The sequence below is a fragment of the Vibrio ziniensis genome (assembly GCF_011064285.1).
In the GTDB taxonomy this organism is placed as follows: domain Bacteria; phylum Pseudomonadota; class Gammaproteobacteria; order Enterobacterales; family Vibrionaceae; genus Vibrio; species Vibrio ziniensis.
Window position 1 is genome coordinate 655,090 of sequence record NZ_CP049331.1, and the last position, 17,011, is coordinate 672,100.

Genomic DNA, 17,011 nt, shown 5'->3' on the forward strand with positions numbered 1-17,011 from the left:
AATCCCTTACTTGTTTTCTTGATTAGGAATGAGGAAGCTCATTCGTGTGTATTGTCCCGGTTCAACTTCGATTTTTAGTGCTGAGTCATCGCCGAATTTATTGGTCAGTCGTTTGGCAACAATCTGCATTCCCAGCCCATCATGATCTTCACTGGGAGCCTGATAGCTGCCTGCGTTGTCTTCAACTACTACTCGGTAGCCGTTATCTGCCAATTCGCTGTAAATGCGAACTTTACCATCTTCAAGTAAGTTGGACGTGCCGTGTTTTATCGCATTTTCCACCATAGGTTGTAAGGTGAAAGTAGGCACATTACGTTCCAACAAAGAACTATCGATATCGATCTCGACATCTAGCCGGTCACTAAAACGGGCTTTCTCTATAGTTAGGTAGGCGTTGACGTGGGCTATTTCGTCTCGAAGTGTTACTGTTTCTATATTCTGTTTCAGGTTACTACGGAAAAACTGCGATAGATGCTGAATTAATTCGCGAGCTTTGGTGGGATCCCTACGAATCACCGCGCTAATGGTATTGAGTGCATTAAATAGGAAGTGCGGGTTGATTTGCGCTTGTAACAGCTTAATTTCTGCCCTTGAAAGCAGAATTTGTTTCTGTTGGTATTCGCCATAAAGAATCTGGCTTGAAAGTAACTGGGCGATACCTTGTGCCATAGACATATTGATGGTGGAGAACAGCTTACGTTTTGGCTCATAAAGCTTAATAGTGCCAATAACTCTGTCACCTGCTCGAAGGGGAATGATAAGTGCTGAACCTAGTTTACAGGTCGGTGATAATGAGCATTGGTAAGGTTGTTCTTTACCGTCGAGGTAGATGATGGCATTGCCCGAAATCGCATCTAGAGTGCTTTGAGAAGATATCGGAGTATTCGGTTTATGGTGGTCGTCGCCGATACCGACGAAAGCGAGAATCTTTTCTCTATCGGTAATCGATACTGCACCTACGTTCGTTAATTCGTAAACGATTCGGGCAATTTTATCTGCGTTTTTAGGGTTAAAACCTTGTGCGAGGATACCGACAGAGCGCTCTGCGATGTTTAATGCTCTGCGAGAAAAGGTGGCTGAATACTCTTCGAATATGGTTTTTCTGTCTTGTAGGATACTCATGAATAGTGCTGCACCGACAGAGTTTGCAATGATCATTGGTGCAGCAATGGTCGAAACCAGGTCATAGGCTTCATCAAACGGTTTGGCGACGATAAGAATCAGCAGCATCTGAATAATTTCGGCAAACAGAGTTACGGCAAAGACAATGCTCGGGCTGAAAACGAGTCGTCCTTTACTATTTCTGAGCAAATAGGTGTGTAACAGACCACCAATAAGACCTTCCGCTGTTGTGGAAATGGCACAGGCTAAATCGGTAAAACCACCTAGAGTGTAGCGGTGAATCCCGCCTGTTAGCCCAACGAAGAAACCAACCACAGGTCCACCGAACAGACCACCCATCACCGCACCAATGGCTCGGGTATTGGCTATGGCGTCATCAATTTGCAGACCGAAGTACGTACCCATAATACAAAACAGAGAAAATAGGGCATAGACACTTAACTTATGATCAATGCGGCTGGAAATATTAAGCAGCGGCAGAAAGAGTGGCGTCTTACTTAACATGTAAGCTAAAACTAAGTAGACACACATCTGTTGTAGTAGAGAAAGGATCAAATCCATAGTTCAGCCAGCAAAGCATAGGTTTGTGATGAGGTGTATTTTATGAAAGTTATTAGCAATAAAACACGTTTTAATCTCATTCAGTGACTAAAAGCGCTTAATTGTGTTTGTGTAAATTTAATTTTACATGTGTGTTTTTTTTAATTTACACTTGAAATCTTTTTCTAGCCTGATAATTTGTGTTTTATTCAGTTTGTACTTAGGTACATAAATTCAGTGTAAAGATTTAAATACAGGTGACGAGATGAAAAAAAGTGAACTAAGTGATATCAATATAATTGATGAACAAATATTGATCACACCAGACGCGCTAAAAGCAAAATTACCTTTAAGTGATGATAGCCGTCGTTTTATCCGTGAGTCTCGTCAGACTGTGGCAGATATTATTCATAAACGCGATCACCGTTTGTTAGTAGTATGCGGTCCTTGTTCTATCCATGATGTTGAAGCGGCAAAAGAGTACGCGAAACGCCTAAAAGCATTGTCTGAGGAGTTGAAAGATCAGCTTTACATCGTTATGCGTGTTTACTTTGAAAAACCGCGTACAACGGTAGGTTGGAAAGGGCTCATAAACGATCCGCATCTTGATGGCACTTTTGATATTGAGCATGGTTTGCATGTAGGTCGTAAATTGTTGGTGGATCTAGCTGCGATGAATATTCCATTAGCAACTGAAGCGCTTGATCCTATTAGTCCACAATACCTAGCGGATACTTTTAGCTGGGCTGCGATTGGCGCGCGTACCACGGAATCTCAAACTCACCGTGAAATGGCAAGTGGTTTATCAATGCCTATCGGTTTTAAAAATGGTACAGATGGTAGTCTTTCAACGGCGATCAACGCTATGCAGGCTGCATCATCAAGCCACCGTTTCATGGGTATCAACCGTGAAGGTAACGTGGCATTACTCACCACAAAAGGCAATGAGAATGGTCATGTGATCCTACGTGGTGGCAAGCAAACCAACTACGATTCAGTGTCTGTGGCTGAGTGTGAAGAAGATTTAGCAAAAGTAGGGCTAGATGCAGCGTTGATGATCGACTGTAGCCATGCAAACTCACGTAAAGATTACCGCCGTCAGCCTCTAGTGGCGGAAGATGCGATTCACCAAATTCGCGAAGGTAACCGTTCAATCATCGGTTTGATGATAGAAAGCCACATAAATGAAGGCAATCAGTCTTCAGATCTACCAATTGGTGAGATGAAGTACGGTGTATCAATCACCGACGCATGTATTAATTGGGAAGCAACTGAGGCACTATTGCGTAAAGCTCACAGAGAGCTGACACCGTTTCTAGAAAACCGCCTGAAAGGATAAAAAAGGATTAACCATGGCTGTTGAATTGAATGAATTGCGTGACCAAATTGATGCGGTTGATAAGCAGATGGTGGAGCTGCTTGCTCGTCGCTTAGCATTAGTGGAAAAAGTGGGTGAAGTAAAAAGCCAGCACGGTCTTCCTATTTATGCGCCAGATCGTGAAGCGGCAATGTTGGCTTCACGTCGTGCAGAAGCTGAGAAACAAGGTGTACCTCCGCAATTAATTGAAGATATTCTTCGCCGTACCATGCGTGAATCTTATGCCAGTGAAAAAGATTCAGGTTTTAAGTGTTTGAATCCTGAATTACGTTCAGTCGTCATCATTGGTGGTAATGGTCAGCTAGGTGGTCTGTTTGGGCGAATGTTCAAATTGTCTGGTTACCAAGTGAAAGTCCTAGGTAGCAAAGATTGGGACAGCGCGGACGAGCTATTGAAAGATGCTGGCCTCGTTGTGGTTACAGTACCTATTCATAAAACCCTTGGTGTTATCGAGAAGCTCAATAATCTGCCTGAAGATTGCATTTTGTGTGATTTAACTTCCATCAAATCCAAGCCTTTGAAAGCCATGATGGCGGTTCATAAAGGCCCTGTTGTTGGTTTGCACCCTATGTTTGGTCCAGATGTGCCGAGCTTGGCGAAACAGGTTATCGTTCATTGTGATGGTCGAGATAAAGAACAGTATCAATGGTTGTTAAAGCAGTTCTCTATTTGGGGAGCGAGTCTGTGCAATATCGATGCTGAAGAGCATGACCATGGTATGACGTTGATTCAGGCATTACGCCACTTTACTTCATTTGCATACGGTTACCACTTATCTAAAGTGAAGCCAAATCTTGCTCAGTTACTGAAATTAAGCTCGCCAATTTACCGTCTTGAGTTGGCAATGGTTGGACGTTTGTTTGGCCAAGATCCAAATCTTTACGGCGATATTATTCTATCGTCTGACGAAAACATCGAAATGATTCAGCGTTTCCAACGCAGTTTCGGTGAAGCCGTGAGTTTGATTGAAAGCCGAGATAAAGCTGGATTTGTTGAAAGCTTTGAGCAGGTAAGCCAGTGGTTTGGTGATTACTCTCAGCAGTTTATGACCGAGAGCCAGAATCTTCTAAAACAAGCGAATGACTCTATTCACCGTCCTCATTCAAGCTAAAGTGAATAACTAAAACAAACTAGAAAGCGCTGCCTATTAGTCAGCGCTTTTTTGTTTTCTAACCCTAAACCACCTTCTATGAAGGCTGTCTTTTATACAGAAGTCCCTCACATCATGTGAGGGACTTCTGTATAAAAGACAGCCTGCTATGCAGGTGGATTTTTACTCGTATTGATTAACCAAAAGTTTTTATTGCTCAGCGTAGTCTGCTCCTAATCAACATAGTCAGCTAAATCCACTAAGTGCTCAAGTTCGCGGTGTAGCAGTTCATCACTACCTACATTCAATTCAACTAAGCGGCGTAAGTGCCCAACACTTTCAATATCAATATGGTCGATTTTAAGATGCAAAATACGTTCATTTTGCATGATGAGCGTTGCTGAGAGGTTAATAGAAATATCACTGTCAGGAAGAGTGAAAGTGACGTCTACAATGCTGTTGGTATCGAGTTCGGGTTCATCGACCGCCCACAGTAATAGCCCTTTTAAGGATAAATCTTGAATGCAGGTGGTTAGCTGATAATTGCCTTGAGTCAGCGTAGCCGGTGCTTGATAGATGATGCGTGAAAAACGTCGACGTTCGATCATAAGTTTATCTCTCAGTAAGCCTACTCAAAAGCATAGCAAAGGATAGTCTATTGAACAGAAACCTGATTCACGAATCCTCCTTTCTACTTGAAGCTATTACATTCAGAATGTGTTTATCTATCGAGATAAAAAAGGCCGCTAAAAAAGCGGCCTTGAATCTTTTTGGTATTACTTTGAAATACGTTTGTATTTGATACGGTGTGGCTCAGCGGCTTGAGCACCAAGCGTTTGCTTCAGCCATTCCATGTATTCTGTGTAGTTACCTTCGTAGAAGTTTACTTGGCCTTCATCACGGTAATCCAGAATATGCGTAGCAATACGGTCTAGGAACCAACGGTCGTGCGAGATAACCATGGCACACCCAGGGAACTCTAGTAGTGCTTCTTCAAGAGCTCGTAGCGTTTCAACGTCTAGGTCGTTGGTTGGTTCGTCGAGTAACAGTACGTTACCACCCGCTTTTAGCAGTTTTGCTAAGTGAACACGGTTACGCTCACCACCAGATAATTCGCCAATTACTTTCTGTTGATCTACGCCTTTGAAGTTGAAGCGAGAACAGTAAGCTCGCGCTGGTATCTCGAAGTTGTTGATCTTAATGATATCCGCACCTTCAGAAATCTCTTGGAAAACGGTGTTTTTGTCGTTCATGCTGTCGCGGAACTGATCAACAGACGCAAGTTTAACGGTTGCACCCAATTCGATTTCACCTGAATCTGGCTTTTCAACGCCGCTTAGCATCTTGAATAGTGTTGACTTACCCGCACCGTTAGCACCGATGATACCGACGATTGCACCTTTAGGCATGCTAAACGATAAGTTGTCGATCAGTACGCGATCATCGAATGACTTAGTCAGGTTACGAACTTCAAGAACTTTGTCACCTAAACGCTCACCTGGCGGGATGAACAGTTCGTTAGTTTCGTTACGTTTTTGGTGATCGCCACTTTGTAGCTCTTCAAAGCGTGCCATACGAGCTTTAGATTTCGCTTGACGACCTTTAGGGTTCTTACGTACCCACTCAAGTTCTTTCTCGATCGTTTTTTGACGAGCACTCTCTTGTGCAGATTCTTGCTTCAAACGCTCATCTTTTTGTTCTAGCCAAGAGGTGTAGTTACCTTGCCATGGAATACCTTCACCACGGTCAAGTTCCAGAATCCAGCCAGCAGCATTATCTAGGAAGTAACGGTCGTGCGTGATAGCCACAACAGTACCTGAGTAATCAACTAGGAAGCGTTCTAGCCAAGCGACTGATTCTGCGTCCAAGTGGTTGGTTGGTTCGTCAAGTAATAGCATATCTGGTTTTTCAAGAAGCAAGCGGCAGATAGCAACACGGCGACGTTCACCACCAGACAGCACAGAAATTTTTGCGTTCCACTCAGGAAGACGAAGTGCGTTCGCTGCACGCTCCAGAGCGTTCTCTAAATTGTGGCCATCTTTCGCTTGAATCAGCGCTTCCAGCTCACCTTGCTCTTTGGCAAGTGCATCGAAGTCAGCATCTTCTTCAGCGTAAGCAGCATAAACTTGGTCTAGGCGCGTTAGCGCACCTGCGACATCCGCAACGGCTTCCTCAACCACTTCGCGAACCGTTTTTGATTCATCAAGAACTGGTTCCTGAGGTAGATAGCCTACTTTAAGGCCAGGTTGTGGACGTGCTTCACCATCGATGTCTTTATCGATACCGGCCATGATACGTAGTAGGGTAGATTTACCCGCACCGTTTAGACCTAAAACACCAATTTTGGCACCTGGGAAAAAACTTAGAGAGATGTCTTTTAGAATTTGACGCTTAGGCGGGACGATCTTGCTCACCCGCGACATGGTATATACGTATTCAGCCATTGCCGATTGTTCCTAATCTATCTTTCAGAATAAAGTCGCTATTCTATACCAAAGTTATGGCATTTGTTACTAGGGGCAGTAGCCCTTTATTATGCAATATCAAAGGTAATAAAAAGGCGATGATTTACCGCGTGAATGTATATATTAGTTAATTATTATTTATGTCACATTATTCACATCAACTTTACATCTAACCCCTTTACATTTGTCACTAGAATTAGCGTAATGGATAGTAAGTAGTATTCAGTAAAGGAATAGAGTTCATGGCGTCCCTGCATTCTTCAAAGCCGTCTCGTATTTTGTTATCAATGGTTGCTTTCAGCTCATTGTTTAGCGGCACAGCGTTTTCAGACTCTACCGAACTCGATGCTCAGCGAGATCTCTACGATCAAGCTCAAGAGTGGCTAGATGACAAAAATGTCACCCAGTTTGAAGAGGTTAGGCCGAAACTTACCAACTATCCGCTTACACCGTATTTGGACTATCGAGCATTTCTCATCGATATTGGTGATAAACCACCGATCACTGTTAGAGTCTTCATTGACGGACATAAAGATTATCCATTTTCTAGCCGCATTAGCGCCCCTTATATTGATGCTTTAGCCAAGCAAAATGCGTGGAGTAAGCTTTTGCAATTTCAGACTTCAGAACCGGGTGGAGAGACTTATCTGTGCCACTACTACAATGCTCATTTGCAAGTAGGTAAGCGTGCAAAGGCATTCGATGGCGCTAAAAAACTTTGGATGAGTGGTGGAAGTATTGCGGATGCCTGTAACCCATTGTTTAGTGCTTGGGAGAAATCTGGTGGGCTTACTGATGAACTGATTTTTCAACGTATGTTGCTAGCGTTTGACGGCAGAAACAGAGGGTTGTTGGTCTATTTATCTAAAAAGCTCAGTTCGAGCAAATATCAGGCGAAGGGCAAAGCAATGTTAGCGCTTTATGATAAGCCTGAAACAGTGATCAGTTTTGCCCAAAAATACAGTGATCCGCTATCTGTTCAACAAGCGCAATTGGCACTGGAAAAGTTAGCTCGTACTGATAGCGAAAAAACGCAGCCTTTAATTTATAAAGTAGTAAAAAGACCTGCTTGGACTCCAGAGCAAAAGACGCAAATTGAACAGTTCATTGCTTTGCGATTAATGGACACCGAGGATGATAATCTTATCCGTTGGAGAGATAAAATTATCGCAATGGGTGATAACGTGCCTCTTATAGAATCTCGTATTCGAGTAGCACTGCGTAGTGCAGATTGGCCTGATGTCCTATTTTGGATAAATCGCTTACCCGATGAAGAGATGAAGTCTCAGCGTTGGCAGTATTGGTTAGGGCGCAGTGAAATAGAGAATGGTCATACTGAACAAGGTATGCAGCGTTTGGTTTCTATTCTCGGCCAACGTAATTTTTATAGCGTTGCTGCTGCGAAGATCGTTAAGCAATCAGTTCAGTATTCCAAAAGTACGATTGAACTGGATTTCAGTAAGATAAAGCTTTATCAGAAAAGTTTAACTCGTATTCAAGAGTTGATTGAGAGAGATAAAATCGCGGCTGCCAAAAGTGAATGGGATTGGCTACTTGATAAAGTCAATCAATCAGAGAAAGAGATGTTAGCTGCATACGCTTCTAGCCAACACTGGCATCACTTAACTGTTACAGCTTCAATATCAGCGAGTTTGTGGGATAACTTGCAGTTGCGTTTCCCTGTTGCTCACCAGTGGTGGTTTAACTTTTACGGCAATAAACACGGAATTGACCCCATAATGTTGATGTCTCTAGCTCGTCAGGAGAGCGCGATGGATTCAGAGGCACAATCACCTGTGGGTGCTCGTGGTATAATGCAAATCATGCCAGCAACGGCAAAATATACTGCCAAGAAATACCAGCTAACCTACAGCGGTGCAGATGATTTATACGAAGTTGGGAAGAACATTGAAATTGGTAGTCATTACTTAAATGGGCTGCTAGAGCAATATGATAACAACCGAATTTTTGCTTTTGCTGCCTATAATGCTGGACCGCAGAGAGTGGATAGATGGCGTAAACAAACACAAGGTAAGCTTGATGCTTATGCGTTCATTGAAGCGATTCCATTTAGGGAAACTCGTGGCTATGTGCAAAATATATTGATGTTTGAAACCTACTACCGAGATCTGATGGGGTTGCAAGGCGATTTTCTTAATGAAAATGAGTTGAAGACAAAATATTGATTATCTTCGAGGTATCACTAAAATAGCGAGAGTGTATCACTTAACGAGTACAGTTATGTCTCAACAACCACAATACAGTGATTGGTCGCAATTAATTGATCTGGTTAAACAAGCTGCAGATAACGATCAACATGAGATGCTATTGACCATGTTAATGACATCAGATGAAAGGGAAGCGCTTGTTGCTCGTGTAAATATATTTTGTGAATTGCTCAAAGGTGATATGTCACAGCGTCAAGTGAGTCAGATGTTAGGCGTGGGTATTGCAACGATTACTCGAGGCTCGAATGAATTGAAGTCTCGTTCAGAACAAGAAAAAGAGATTCTCAGTCAATTGATTCTAAAATAGTCGTTCTTTAAATATTAAAAAGCCAGTTTTATACCATTCTGGAACATTTCCTGATCAGTGAATGGGCGTCGATAAGCAAACCCTCCGAGCCATGGATGGTTCGACGGAGCTTCAGGGACGAATGAATGCGCGTTTGCGTTTGGCGCCCATTCGCTGCTCGCCGATGCTCAGTCTGATCATATTTTTATCTAGGATGGTATTATGACTGGCTTTTTGTTTGCAGATGTCATGCGGTCTCATGCAAATTCGCAGGAAAGTGCTCAGGATTGGTAAACGGAATCAGAGCCAAAATTAAGGCTTGGTGGTAGACCGAGCTGCGAGTGAGTTGGTGTTGGGTTAAAAGCCCAATCGCACCGCCTTTTTGCTTAATGTTGTCAGTACCGAAAACTTCATCCATAACATCCCCAAGTTCATTCGCTTGCTGGAGTTTATCTAGTACTTCTGGTGGTAGCATCAAGCTTGCTGAGCGAGACTCTCCTCGGTGAGTATATGACTCAATAATCATCCAAGCGAAAGTTACATTTCCTTCAATCCCCGCTTCTAATCCAACGTAGTAATCACCGTTAGTAATTTGTTGTTTGGCATTTCGCACACGATTTAATGCGCCTGCTTTGGTTTCTTCATTTGTCATGGGTTGATCCGCGACTTCACTCGGTACACTTATACCTTGGAAATTGAATTCTTGGTTGGGAAAAGCGGATTCAAAAGCACTCTTTACAGCATTGATTTTTGCTGGATTAAGAGAAGTGATAATTACATTCTTCATAACTTATTTCTGTATTGTCATTATTCCAATATTGGATTTCACGTAGAGACATTGGCGGTGCTAAATAGAAGCCTTGCATATAGTCACAATGATAACGCGTTAACCATTGCTGCATTTCTTTGCTTTCAATGCCTTCTGCCGTGACTTTCATCATCTGAGAATGACAGAGTTGGATAAGTGGCTCAAGTACAGACTGTTTGCCTGTTTCGATGATTGTCTCTAGAAATCCCTGATCGAACTTAATGCGTTTAATCGGATATTGGACCAACTGAACAATGGAAGTATAGCCAGAACCAAAGTCATCGATAGTCAGGCTGTAGCCTTGATCAACTAAGTCATACAGCAGTGGTATCGCTTTAGAGTCGGCGGCGAAAGTCTCAGTGATTTCGAAATCTATCCAGTGAGGTCGAATTTTGTGTTGGTTTGCCTGTTCACGTATGTAATCTGCTAGGTCAACGGAGTTGAGTTCCGCAGAAGAGAGATTGATCGAGATGTGAATTGGGTAGTCAAAACTTTTGCATAAGGTGGAAAATTCTGCAAAGGCATGACTAATGACCCAACGATCAATTTTACCGAATAAGCCTGTTTGCTCTGCAATTGGTATGAACTCATTTGGTGAGACTTCGCCAAGTAACTCGGAGTGCCATCTTAAAAGTACTTCGAATCCTGCAATATCCATGCTGTTGCATGAGTAATAGGGTTGATAAACCAGAGTGAACTCATTATCAAAATTCTCCATACGTAGGGCTCGTTCAATCGAATTTCTGCGTTGAACCTGCTGATCTAGTTCTTTGGAATAATGGGCAATCTGATTTTTTCCTGCACTCTTCGCTTGATACATAGCGGTATCGGCATTAATAAGCAGACTTTCAATATTGATACCATCCATTGGGTATGTGGCAATGCCGATACTGGCGGTAATTGGGAATCGTCCAAGCGGAGAATCGTGATGCTCTTGAATTGGCTGCAATAGGCGATGTGAAAACTCATCAGCAAAATCAGACAAACGGCTTGGTGCACAAATCAGAATAGCGAACTCGTCTCCAGATAGGCGTGACGCAAGACTATAGACATGCTTATTCTGGTTAAATTCTTCGGAAAGAGATTGCACATGAGTGGCAAAACTTATTAACAATGAATCGCCCACTTGATGACCATATTTATCATTGACGTATTTGAAGTTATCTAAGTCAATATAGAGCACCTGAATATGGCTATTTGTGGGAGATTCTCTAAGTGTTGTCTGTGCATGAAGTTGAAACTGATAGCGGTTAGATAGCTTGGTTAAATGGTCAAACTCCGCCAAGGTTTTGGTTTTTTGATAGGTATTATTAAGCTCATTGTACATATCGTAAAAACGTGAGGAAAGGCGTCCAATTTCATCGTTCGATCTGAGTTTTTCTATATTGTTTCTTTGCTTGTATTCAACTTCCTGAAGTTGTTTGTCCAAGCGAGATATTGGTGTGATCACGTGTCGGTATAGCAACGACAGCAACAGCAATAAGCTGAACAATGCAGAGCCGCCAAACGCCACAACTAAATTTTGTCTGATTTCATTGAGCTTATTTCGCATCAGCATGGGCGCTGGGGAAAGCGTCGCAAACATACCTGATTGAAGTTCAACGGTTTGAGTCAAACCTTCGGGGAAGGCTTGCTGTTTCTTACTAAAGAAAATAGGACTTTGATTATCAAACTCTAACTTGTTACGCAGAGCGTTAAACTCGTCTAAGACCACGTAAACCACGATGAAGAATATTCTGTCTCGGTTATAGCTTAGTGGTGTATCAAGAGTTCGAGTGTCTAATACATCGTAACGAACTAATATGCCATCACCACTAGAGTTTTCGGTGTAACTGATGTCTGAAGTTCTTAACGTTTGGTTGAAGCGATTCTTCACAAACTTGAAAACTGTTGGGTCGATTTTGCTGAAAGGGTCGTCACTATTATCTGCGAAGTAAAGGATATCTTTGTTGCCGTCAAAGATTGAAACAGCGACGGAATCTCGTTCATTTGACTTCATTACATTGAAAGTTTTTTCGATATTCTCAGCAAGTTCCAACTCTCGGTAGGGGTTGTTACTGTGTTCGAAATAGTGACGAATAATGTCGCTATTAGCGAGAGTAAAGGTATAGCTGCTGACCAGAGATTTGGTTTGCCGAAAGTGGCTAGCAAGCTTTTCCATATCAAGTTTTAAATAGCTGTCCATCCGCTTAACAAGTGCGTCTTTTTGGCTATCGTAGATAAGATATCCAGAAACAGCTGAGCTGAGTATTATCACCGGAGCGATGAGTAAGAGAATTCTATGGTTTAGCTTCATGTTGTTTGATCAGGCTGTTTATGATTTTTGCCCGCTGACTCAAATTGGATGAAGAAAGCTGACTGTCAATGATGCTATGCGTAAGCAAATCATCGCTTAGGAAGATAGTTTTGTCTTTGATATAGCTATCCGGCATGAACACCATTGCACTGGCATTAGGCGTTGCAGCTTTGATGTCTTGTGCATTGATTGCGGCTATCTCTGGTTGCATTAAGAATTCGAGAAATAATTTTGCTTGTTGTTTGTTGGGCGAATAATGGTTTACCGCTAAGCAATCGACCCAGATATAAGGTTCACCTTCGGGAAGTGCAAACGCCCAGTCGTCGTTATCAAAATATCGATTCAAAGAGAACTGGTCCCCGCTATAACTAAGCGACATATACAAGTTATCACTATTGCTATGACTACGGACGTAACTCAATGCGTATTCGTAGGTAAGAACATCTGGTGTTGCAGTTTCAAGCTTTTGGTAGGCTTGTTTTAGCTCCTCAACGGAAGCAGTCAAAGGTGAAAAGTTAAGGCTATAAAGTGCGGGCAAAAATGTTTCTACACTATCTTGAATTAAGCCCACATGACCTTTCATCGTCTCATCAATATCTACCAACTCTCGCCATTTGGTTGGCGGTTTAGTCACTTTACTTTTTCGGTAAGCAATCCCTACATATCCCCAAAAATATGGGACGCTGTGTGTGCCGCAGGCTTGTTGCCACATAGCGCCGTTATGTTGATTGGGAGTGAATGTTGAGAGGTTTTCAAAAGTTTCTTGGTGGGAAAAAATCTGTGCAGAAACATTGTCTAAAATCACCACATCGAATGGGATTTGTTCGCTACTTAGCATTAGCAAACTGCGTTCATCATCATTATCAAAATGATAAAAGTTAAGCTTAATGTCGTGAGTTTGATTCCATGCATCAATAATCCTTGGCGATATTGTGTCTTCCCAAAGATAAATGTTTAGCTCTGAAGCAATGACATGACTACTGAGACCAGTAGCACCGAGCATAAGGGATATGAGTCGTCCTATCTTCACCACAAATAATGCGCCTTATATGATATGAAGCAATTGTGTTTTCCCTGTGTTCACTTTTAAAACACTCGGTAGAACACTAATTGATCTGGACTAAATTGTATAACTATTTCTGTTTTATAAAGCTCTAATATGCAACTTTGGTCAAACTCGGCGCATTAGTTTGAAGTTGGTACGGTCAGATTGAGTTGTTGTTAGCTTAAACGTACTTGTGTTGGTTTAATGTTCTCACTCGGATAACAACCAAGAACTTTTAGATGCTTGGTCAATTTTGTTAGTTCGCTGAGTGCTTGCTGCATATTGTCGGAGTCTAGGTGGGCTTCTAAATCGACATAAAACATCTCTTCCCAAGGATTACCCATAATTGGGCGAGATTCGAGTTTGGTCATATTGATACCGAAGCGTTGAAGTACCAAGAGTGTTGCAACCAGTGAGCCTGCCTGTTGTGAAGTAGACATAATTAGCGTTGTTTTTGCTGGGATCTGGGTTGACACTTCCACTGGCTTACGAGCAACCACGATAAAACGTGTATGGTTTTCTGTTTGGTTGGCAATATTGCTCTGAATCGTTTGAAGCCCATACAGCTTACCACTAGAAGAGTTGCCAATAGCGGCCACATCATCTCGTTTTAACTCTTGTACTTTCTTCATGGCATCAGCTGTGCTCGCACATGTTTCGAGTTGTACACCTTTTAAGCGACCTAAGAACTCACTGCATTGTTGATGAGGCTGAGGGTGCGAATAAAGCACTTTCAAGTCTTCTAAGCGAATGTCCTTTGTTGCCACGAGACAGTGCTCAATTGGTTGAGTGATCTCACCTACTATGTATAAGGTGGTGTGCTGAAGTAAGTCGTAAACCTCGTTGATTGAACCAGAACTGGTATTTTCAATAGGAAGGACACCATAGTCAGCATGGCCTGATTCTACGGTTTTAGTCACTTCTTTAAATTGGTCGCAGTTAAGTTCAACTAATTCTGTATTTCTGCGGCTAAAGTATTCACGTGTAGCAAGGTGGGAATAGGAACCTTTCGAACCAAGAAATGCTACGCGAGCGAGTGGTTTTATGCTTTGTGGGTTAGCTAAATTCTGCAGGTAAGCCTGTTGAAGTAGCACTGAGTCTTCAATGATGGTGTGGAAAAGTTTAGTGATGTATTGAGCATCAAGTTGGTACTTATCCTTACCAGAGTTGATCAGTTTTACTAGGAGTTGTTGTTCACGTACGGCGTCACGAACGGGTTTTGACGTCTCTACTTTACTTTTTGCCACTTCAATACTTAGTTTACGTCGTTCTGATAGTAGGCTTAATAATTGGTCATCAAGTTCGTTAAGTCTTAAACGAATCTCGTCGAGAGAGTACTGTCTGTCTGTCATTGAAAATTATCCTTATAAAAAAACCTCCCAGTGGGAGGCTTTCTGTTCGTTTTTGACTTTTTTTTCTTAAACGACTTAGCCTCCAAAGGTTATTGGAGAAAAAAGAAGTCAAAAAAGAACAGTTGAGTATTTTGCATTATGGTTATTCAAGTCGTTAAGATAGTCCCACAATAAGCAAGGCAGCATAGAGCGTCAAGCAAAAAAATAGCGCCCGAGGGCGCTATTTTTAAACCTGCTAATTATTCAGTTTCTTCTTCTTCCAATTCTGGTTTTTCAGATCTTCTTGCTTCTGGTTTATGACGAAGCTTGTTTAGTTGACGTTCGAGTTTCTGTTCAACTTCGTTTACGGCTGCGTAGAGATCTTCGTGAATCGCGGAAGCAACTAATTGTCCTTTTGGTACCGTAACTGTTGCTTCAAACTTCATCTGTTTGTTTGGTTCTTCACTAAAGCTGCATTGACAACCTGTGATGTCGACTTGCCACTTCTCTAGTTTTTTTAATTTGCTCTCAATGTGGTCGCGGATTGCAGAGGTAATTTCGATGTTTTTACCAGTGATATTCATTTTCATAATGCTTTTTCCTCTGTGTCATCCCTCATGGGTTAACTCCAGATTACCCATTCTTAAATAAAAAATAGTGATCCTGATCACTATTTTTTGTGGGGTAATTCCGATCGCTTTTAAACGTGATCTTCCGCAAAATGTTGTCTTGATAGTGGCAGAAAAAGCTTGTGATTTTGCAGTTTATGACTAAATTTAGAGAGGTGGCTTACTGAAAATTCATCCATTTTTAGGGATCTAGTTCGGCCCTTTAAACATATTTGTCTATTTCCTAAACAACAAAAAATTGCGATTCCAGTCACTCTGCTCTCGTTTCTACACGTTTTGTCCCCGAATCTATACCTTCAATCTCATTTAACGTTGCTGCCAAACTCTCTTCTTTTGCTTGCTTTAGTTGTTCTAGTTGTTTGTAAACCACAAAATAGCGGCTGATGTTTGCGACATAATTAACAGGTTCAGCACCGATGTTCCTTCTCGTAATTACTTCCACGTTTTTAAACCAGATATTTGGATTAAAACCGTGTTTCTTGGCTAGGCGGCGCATTCTGCTGATATTCGCAGGGCCTGCGTTGTAAGCTGCTAACGCGAAATAAACTTGGTCATCTTCGCTGATTTCTGGTTCTGAAAAATATCGATTTTTGATGAAACGCATATACTTCACACCCGCATGAATATTGTTATCAACCCTATCTATGTGCGTAATATTGACGTTTCGGTCTCTGGCTGTGCTCGGTAATACTTGCATAATGCCAATGGCGCCTTTGTGTGACACTTTACGTTGATCAAAACCAGATTCTTGAAATCCTTGAGCTGCCATCATCAAGTATTCAAACTCATATTTTTGGGAATATTTAGTAAATATTTTTGCTAGTTCTTCAAGGCGTTTAAGGCTAGCTGGATTAAGTGCCTTATTTAGCCAACGAGTATCATCAATGTATTTGCTGAAGATAACATTGCCTAATAGCGTTCCTGATTTTGCGGTTCTCAAAAAGTCATTGACTATTTTTTTTAGCGCTGGCGAATTTTTACGCATCGCCCAAGCAATTTGACCATTTGTTCTTAGTGGTAATTGAGTATGCGCTTTTATGTCTTCCATCACGTGCAGCCACATTTCTGCTTTGTGGCTATCAAGCACTGTTGCGGTTATGTGACCTGAATTGACTAATTCCAGCAACTCGTAATCTTGTAGAGCTTCCTCTACGTAATGAATCTTAACAGGTTTTAGATTTTGCGACTTTAGTGACTTGTTTACTTTCCCCAAACTTTCCAGATAGCTAGAGCTAGCTCTGACCCAAATGTCTTTGCCCTCTAACTGAGTTAAGGTTGTAAGCTCAGGATAATTTTTGTTGGTGACAATTAACTCCTGAATCTCTTTTGTTAGAGGGTCACTAAAATCGATTTGCTGTAAGCGAGTTGGTGTTATTGTGAGATTGGCTATAGCAAGATCTGCAAAACCAGTTTCAACGGATGCAATAAGGTCATCTCTGAGTACGGGGATAATTTGGATATGTACATAGGGCGCTTGCTTTTTGAGACTATTTTCGAAGTGATACAAAAGTTCTGCCCCAATCCCTTTTGGGCGACCTGCTTCAACGTAGTAAAAACCTAAATCGGCAGAGACAACAACTCGAATGACTCCTTTTTCCTTAAGGAGTGGCCAATCACCTATATATGGCTTATCACTAAGTGGTGATAGTTCAATGCTGCTCACTGGAAGGGTGAAAAGCAAAAAAAATAGACTTAATACCCAACTGTGTAACCAACGCAAAATGCGACTCCTTTGCATTCACTTCTATCGGTTTGAATACCGATAAGTTTATGAACAAATGAAGAAATCAGCA

The 17,011-nt window shown here is 41.8% G+C and carries 13 protein-coding genes and 1 other annotated feature; of the genes, 4 read left to right on the forward strand and 9 right to left on the reverse strand.

Annotated elements, in window-relative coordinates; all coding sequences use genetic code 11:
* Positions 1 to 6: 6 nt before the first annotated feature.
* Positions 7 to 1,683, reverse strand: coding sequence for a sensor histidine kinase (locus G5S32_RS02970; RefSeq protein ID WP_165310417.1), 1,677 nt, complete (start codon positions 1,681 to 1,683; stop codon positions 7 to 9).
* A gap of 244 nt (positions 1,684 to 1,927) precedes the next feature.
* Here G5S32_RS02970 and G5S32_RS02975 point away from each other — a divergent pair, with 244 nt between their 5' ends.
* Entirely contained in the window at positions 1,928 to 3,001 is a 1,074-nt protein-coding gene (locus tag G5S32_RS02975; RefSeq protein ID WP_165310418.1) for a 3-deoxy-7-phosphoheptulonate synthase, read from the forward strand.
* Between the two features lie 13 nt (positions 3,002 to 3,014).
* Positions 3,015 to 4,151 carry a bifunctional chorismate mutase/prephenate dehydrogenase gene (gene tyrA, locus G5S32_RS02980; protein WP_165310419.1) on the forward strand — a complete coding sequence of 379 codons (1,137 nt, stop codon included), beginning with the start codon at positions 3,015 to 3,017 and terminating at the stop codon, positions 4,149 to 4,151.
* Between the two features lie 212 nt (positions 4,152 to 4,363).
* Here the strand turns inward: tyrA and G5S32_RS02985 are convergent, their stop codons facing one another.
* Complete coding sequence (locus tag G5S32_RS02985) at positions 4,364 to 4,738, reverse strand: PilZ domain-containing protein (protein ID WP_165310420.1); 375 nt, start codon at positions 4,736 to 4,738, stop codon at positions 4,364 to 4,366.
* Between the two features lie 168 nt (positions 4,739 to 4,906).
* Positions 4,907 to 6,574, reverse strand: a complete 1,668-nt coding sequence (ettA, locus tag G5S32_RS02990) for an energy-dependent translational throttle protein EttA (protein WP_165310421.1) — start codon at positions 6,572 to 6,574, stop codon at positions 4,907 to 4,909.
* A gap of 263 nt (positions 6,575 to 6,837) precedes the next feature.
* Between ettA and G5S32_RS02995 the strand changes: the two genes are divergently transcribed.
* Positions 6,838 to 8,781: a transglycosylase SLT domain-containing protein gene (locus tag G5S32_RS02995; RefSeq protein WP_165310422.1), complete on the forward strand. Its 1,944-nt coding sequence runs from the start codon at positions 6,838 to 6,840 to the stop codon at positions 8,779 to 8,781.
* A gap of 55 nt (positions 8,782 to 8,836) precedes the next feature.
* The gene (gene trpR / locus G5S32_RS03000) at positions 8,837 to 9,130 is read left to right on the forward strand and encodes a trp operon repressor (RefSeq protein ID WP_165310423.1); all 294 of its coding nucleotides are present in this window, start codon (positions 8,837 to 8,839) and stop codon (positions 9,128 to 9,130) included.
* Between the two features lie 226 nt (positions 9,131 to 9,356).
* Here trpR and yjjX read toward each other — a convergent pair whose 3' ends face one another.
* The 6 genes from yjjX to G5S32_RS03030 all read right to left on the reverse strand — a co-directional run bounded on the left by yjjX (position 9,357) and on the right by G5S32_RS03030 (position 16,938).
* A complete protein-coding gene (gene yjjX, locus G5S32_RS03005; RefSeq protein WP_165310424.1) occupies positions 9,357 to 9,896 on the reverse strand; it encodes an inosine/xanthosine triphosphatase in 540 nt (179 codons plus the stop codon).
* Positions 9,868 to 12,213, reverse strand: a complete 2,346-nt coding sequence (locus tag G5S32_RS03010; RefSeq protein ID WP_165310425.1) for a putative bifunctional diguanylate cyclase/phosphodiesterase — start codon at positions 12,211 to 12,213, stop codon at positions 9,868 to 9,870. Before G5S32_RS03010 ends, yjjX begins: the two co-directional genes overlap by 29 nt.
* Positions 12,197 to 13,216 carry a polyamine ABC transporter substrate-binding protein gene (locus G5S32_RS03015; RefSeq protein ID WP_165310426.1) on the reverse strand — a complete coding sequence of 340 codons (1,020 nt, stop codon included), beginning with the start codon at positions 13,214 to 13,216 and terminating at the stop codon, positions 12,197 to 12,199. Before G5S32_RS03015 ends, G5S32_RS03010 begins: the two co-directional genes overlap by 17 nt.
* A 218-nt stretch (positions 13,217 to 13,434) precedes the next feature.
* Entirely contained in the window at positions 13,435 to 14,610 is a 1,176-nt protein-coding gene (pheA, locus tag G5S32_RS03020; protein WP_165310427.1) for a prephenate dehydratase, read from the reverse strand.
* Between the two features lie 14 nt (positions 14,611 to 14,624).
* Positions 14,625 to 14,744 (reverse strand) — a sequence feature (Phe leader region).
* 105 nt (positions 14,745 to 14,849) lie between these two features.
* Positions 14,850 to 15,179, reverse strand: a complete 330-nt coding sequence (gene hpf, locus G5S32_RS03025) for a ribosome hibernation-promoting factor, HPF/YfiA family (RefSeq protein WP_165310428.1) — start codon at positions 15,177 to 15,179, stop codon at positions 14,850 to 14,852.
* 289 nt (positions 15,180 to 15,468) lie between these two features.
* Positions 15,469 to 16,938: an MltF family protein gene (locus G5S32_RS03030; RefSeq protein WP_425509203.1), complete on the reverse strand. Its 1,470-nt coding sequence runs from the start codon at positions 16,936 to 16,938 to the stop codon at positions 15,469 to 15,471.
* Positions 16,939 to 17,011 lie beyond the last annotated feature (73 nt).

Coding starts and splice junctions, on each gene's coding strand:
- G5S32_RS02975 (WP_165310418.1), top strand. CDS start 1,928: ATGAAAAAAAGTGAACTAAGTGATATCAATATAATTGATGAACAAATA.
- G5S32_RS02995 (WP_165310422.1), top strand. CDS start 6,838: ATGGCGTCCCTGCATTCTTCAAAGCCGTCTCGTATTTTGTTATCAATG.
- hpf (WP_165310428.1), bottom strand. CDS start 15,179: ATGAAAATGAATATCACTGGTAAAAACATCGAAATTACCTCTGCAATC.
- trpR (WP_165310423.1), top strand. CDS start 8,837: ATGTCTCAACAACCACAATACAGTGATTGGTCGCAATTAATTGATCTG.
- G5S32_RS03015 (WP_165310426.1), bottom strand. CDS start 13,216: ATGCTCGGTGCTACTGGTCTCAGTAGTCATGTCATTGCTTCAGAGCTA.
- tyrA (WP_165310419.1), top strand. CDS start 3,015: ATGGCTGTTGAATTGAATGAATTGCGTGACCAAATTGATGCGGTTGAT.
- ettA (WP_165310421.1), bottom strand. CDS start 6,574: ATGGCTGAATACGTATATACCATGTCGCGGGTGAGCAAGATCGTCCCG.
- G5S32_RS02985 (WP_165310420.1), bottom strand. CDS start 4,738: ATGATCGAACGTCGACGTTTTTCACGCATCATCTATCAAGCACCGGCT.
- G5S32_RS02970 (WP_165310417.1), bottom strand. CDS start 1,683: ATGGATTTGATCCTTTCTCTACTACAACAGATGTGTGTCTACTTAGTT.
- yjjX (WP_165310424.1), bottom strand. CDS start 9,896: ATGAAGAATGTAATTATCACTTCTCTTAATCCAGCAAAAATCAATGCT.
- G5S32_RS03010 (WP_165310425.1), bottom strand. CDS start 12,213: ATGAAGCTAAACCATAGAATTCTCTTACTCATCGCTCCGGTGATAATA.
- pheA (WP_165310427.1), bottom strand. CDS start 14,610: ATGACAGACAGACAGTACTCTCTCGACGAGATTCGTTTAAGACTTAAC.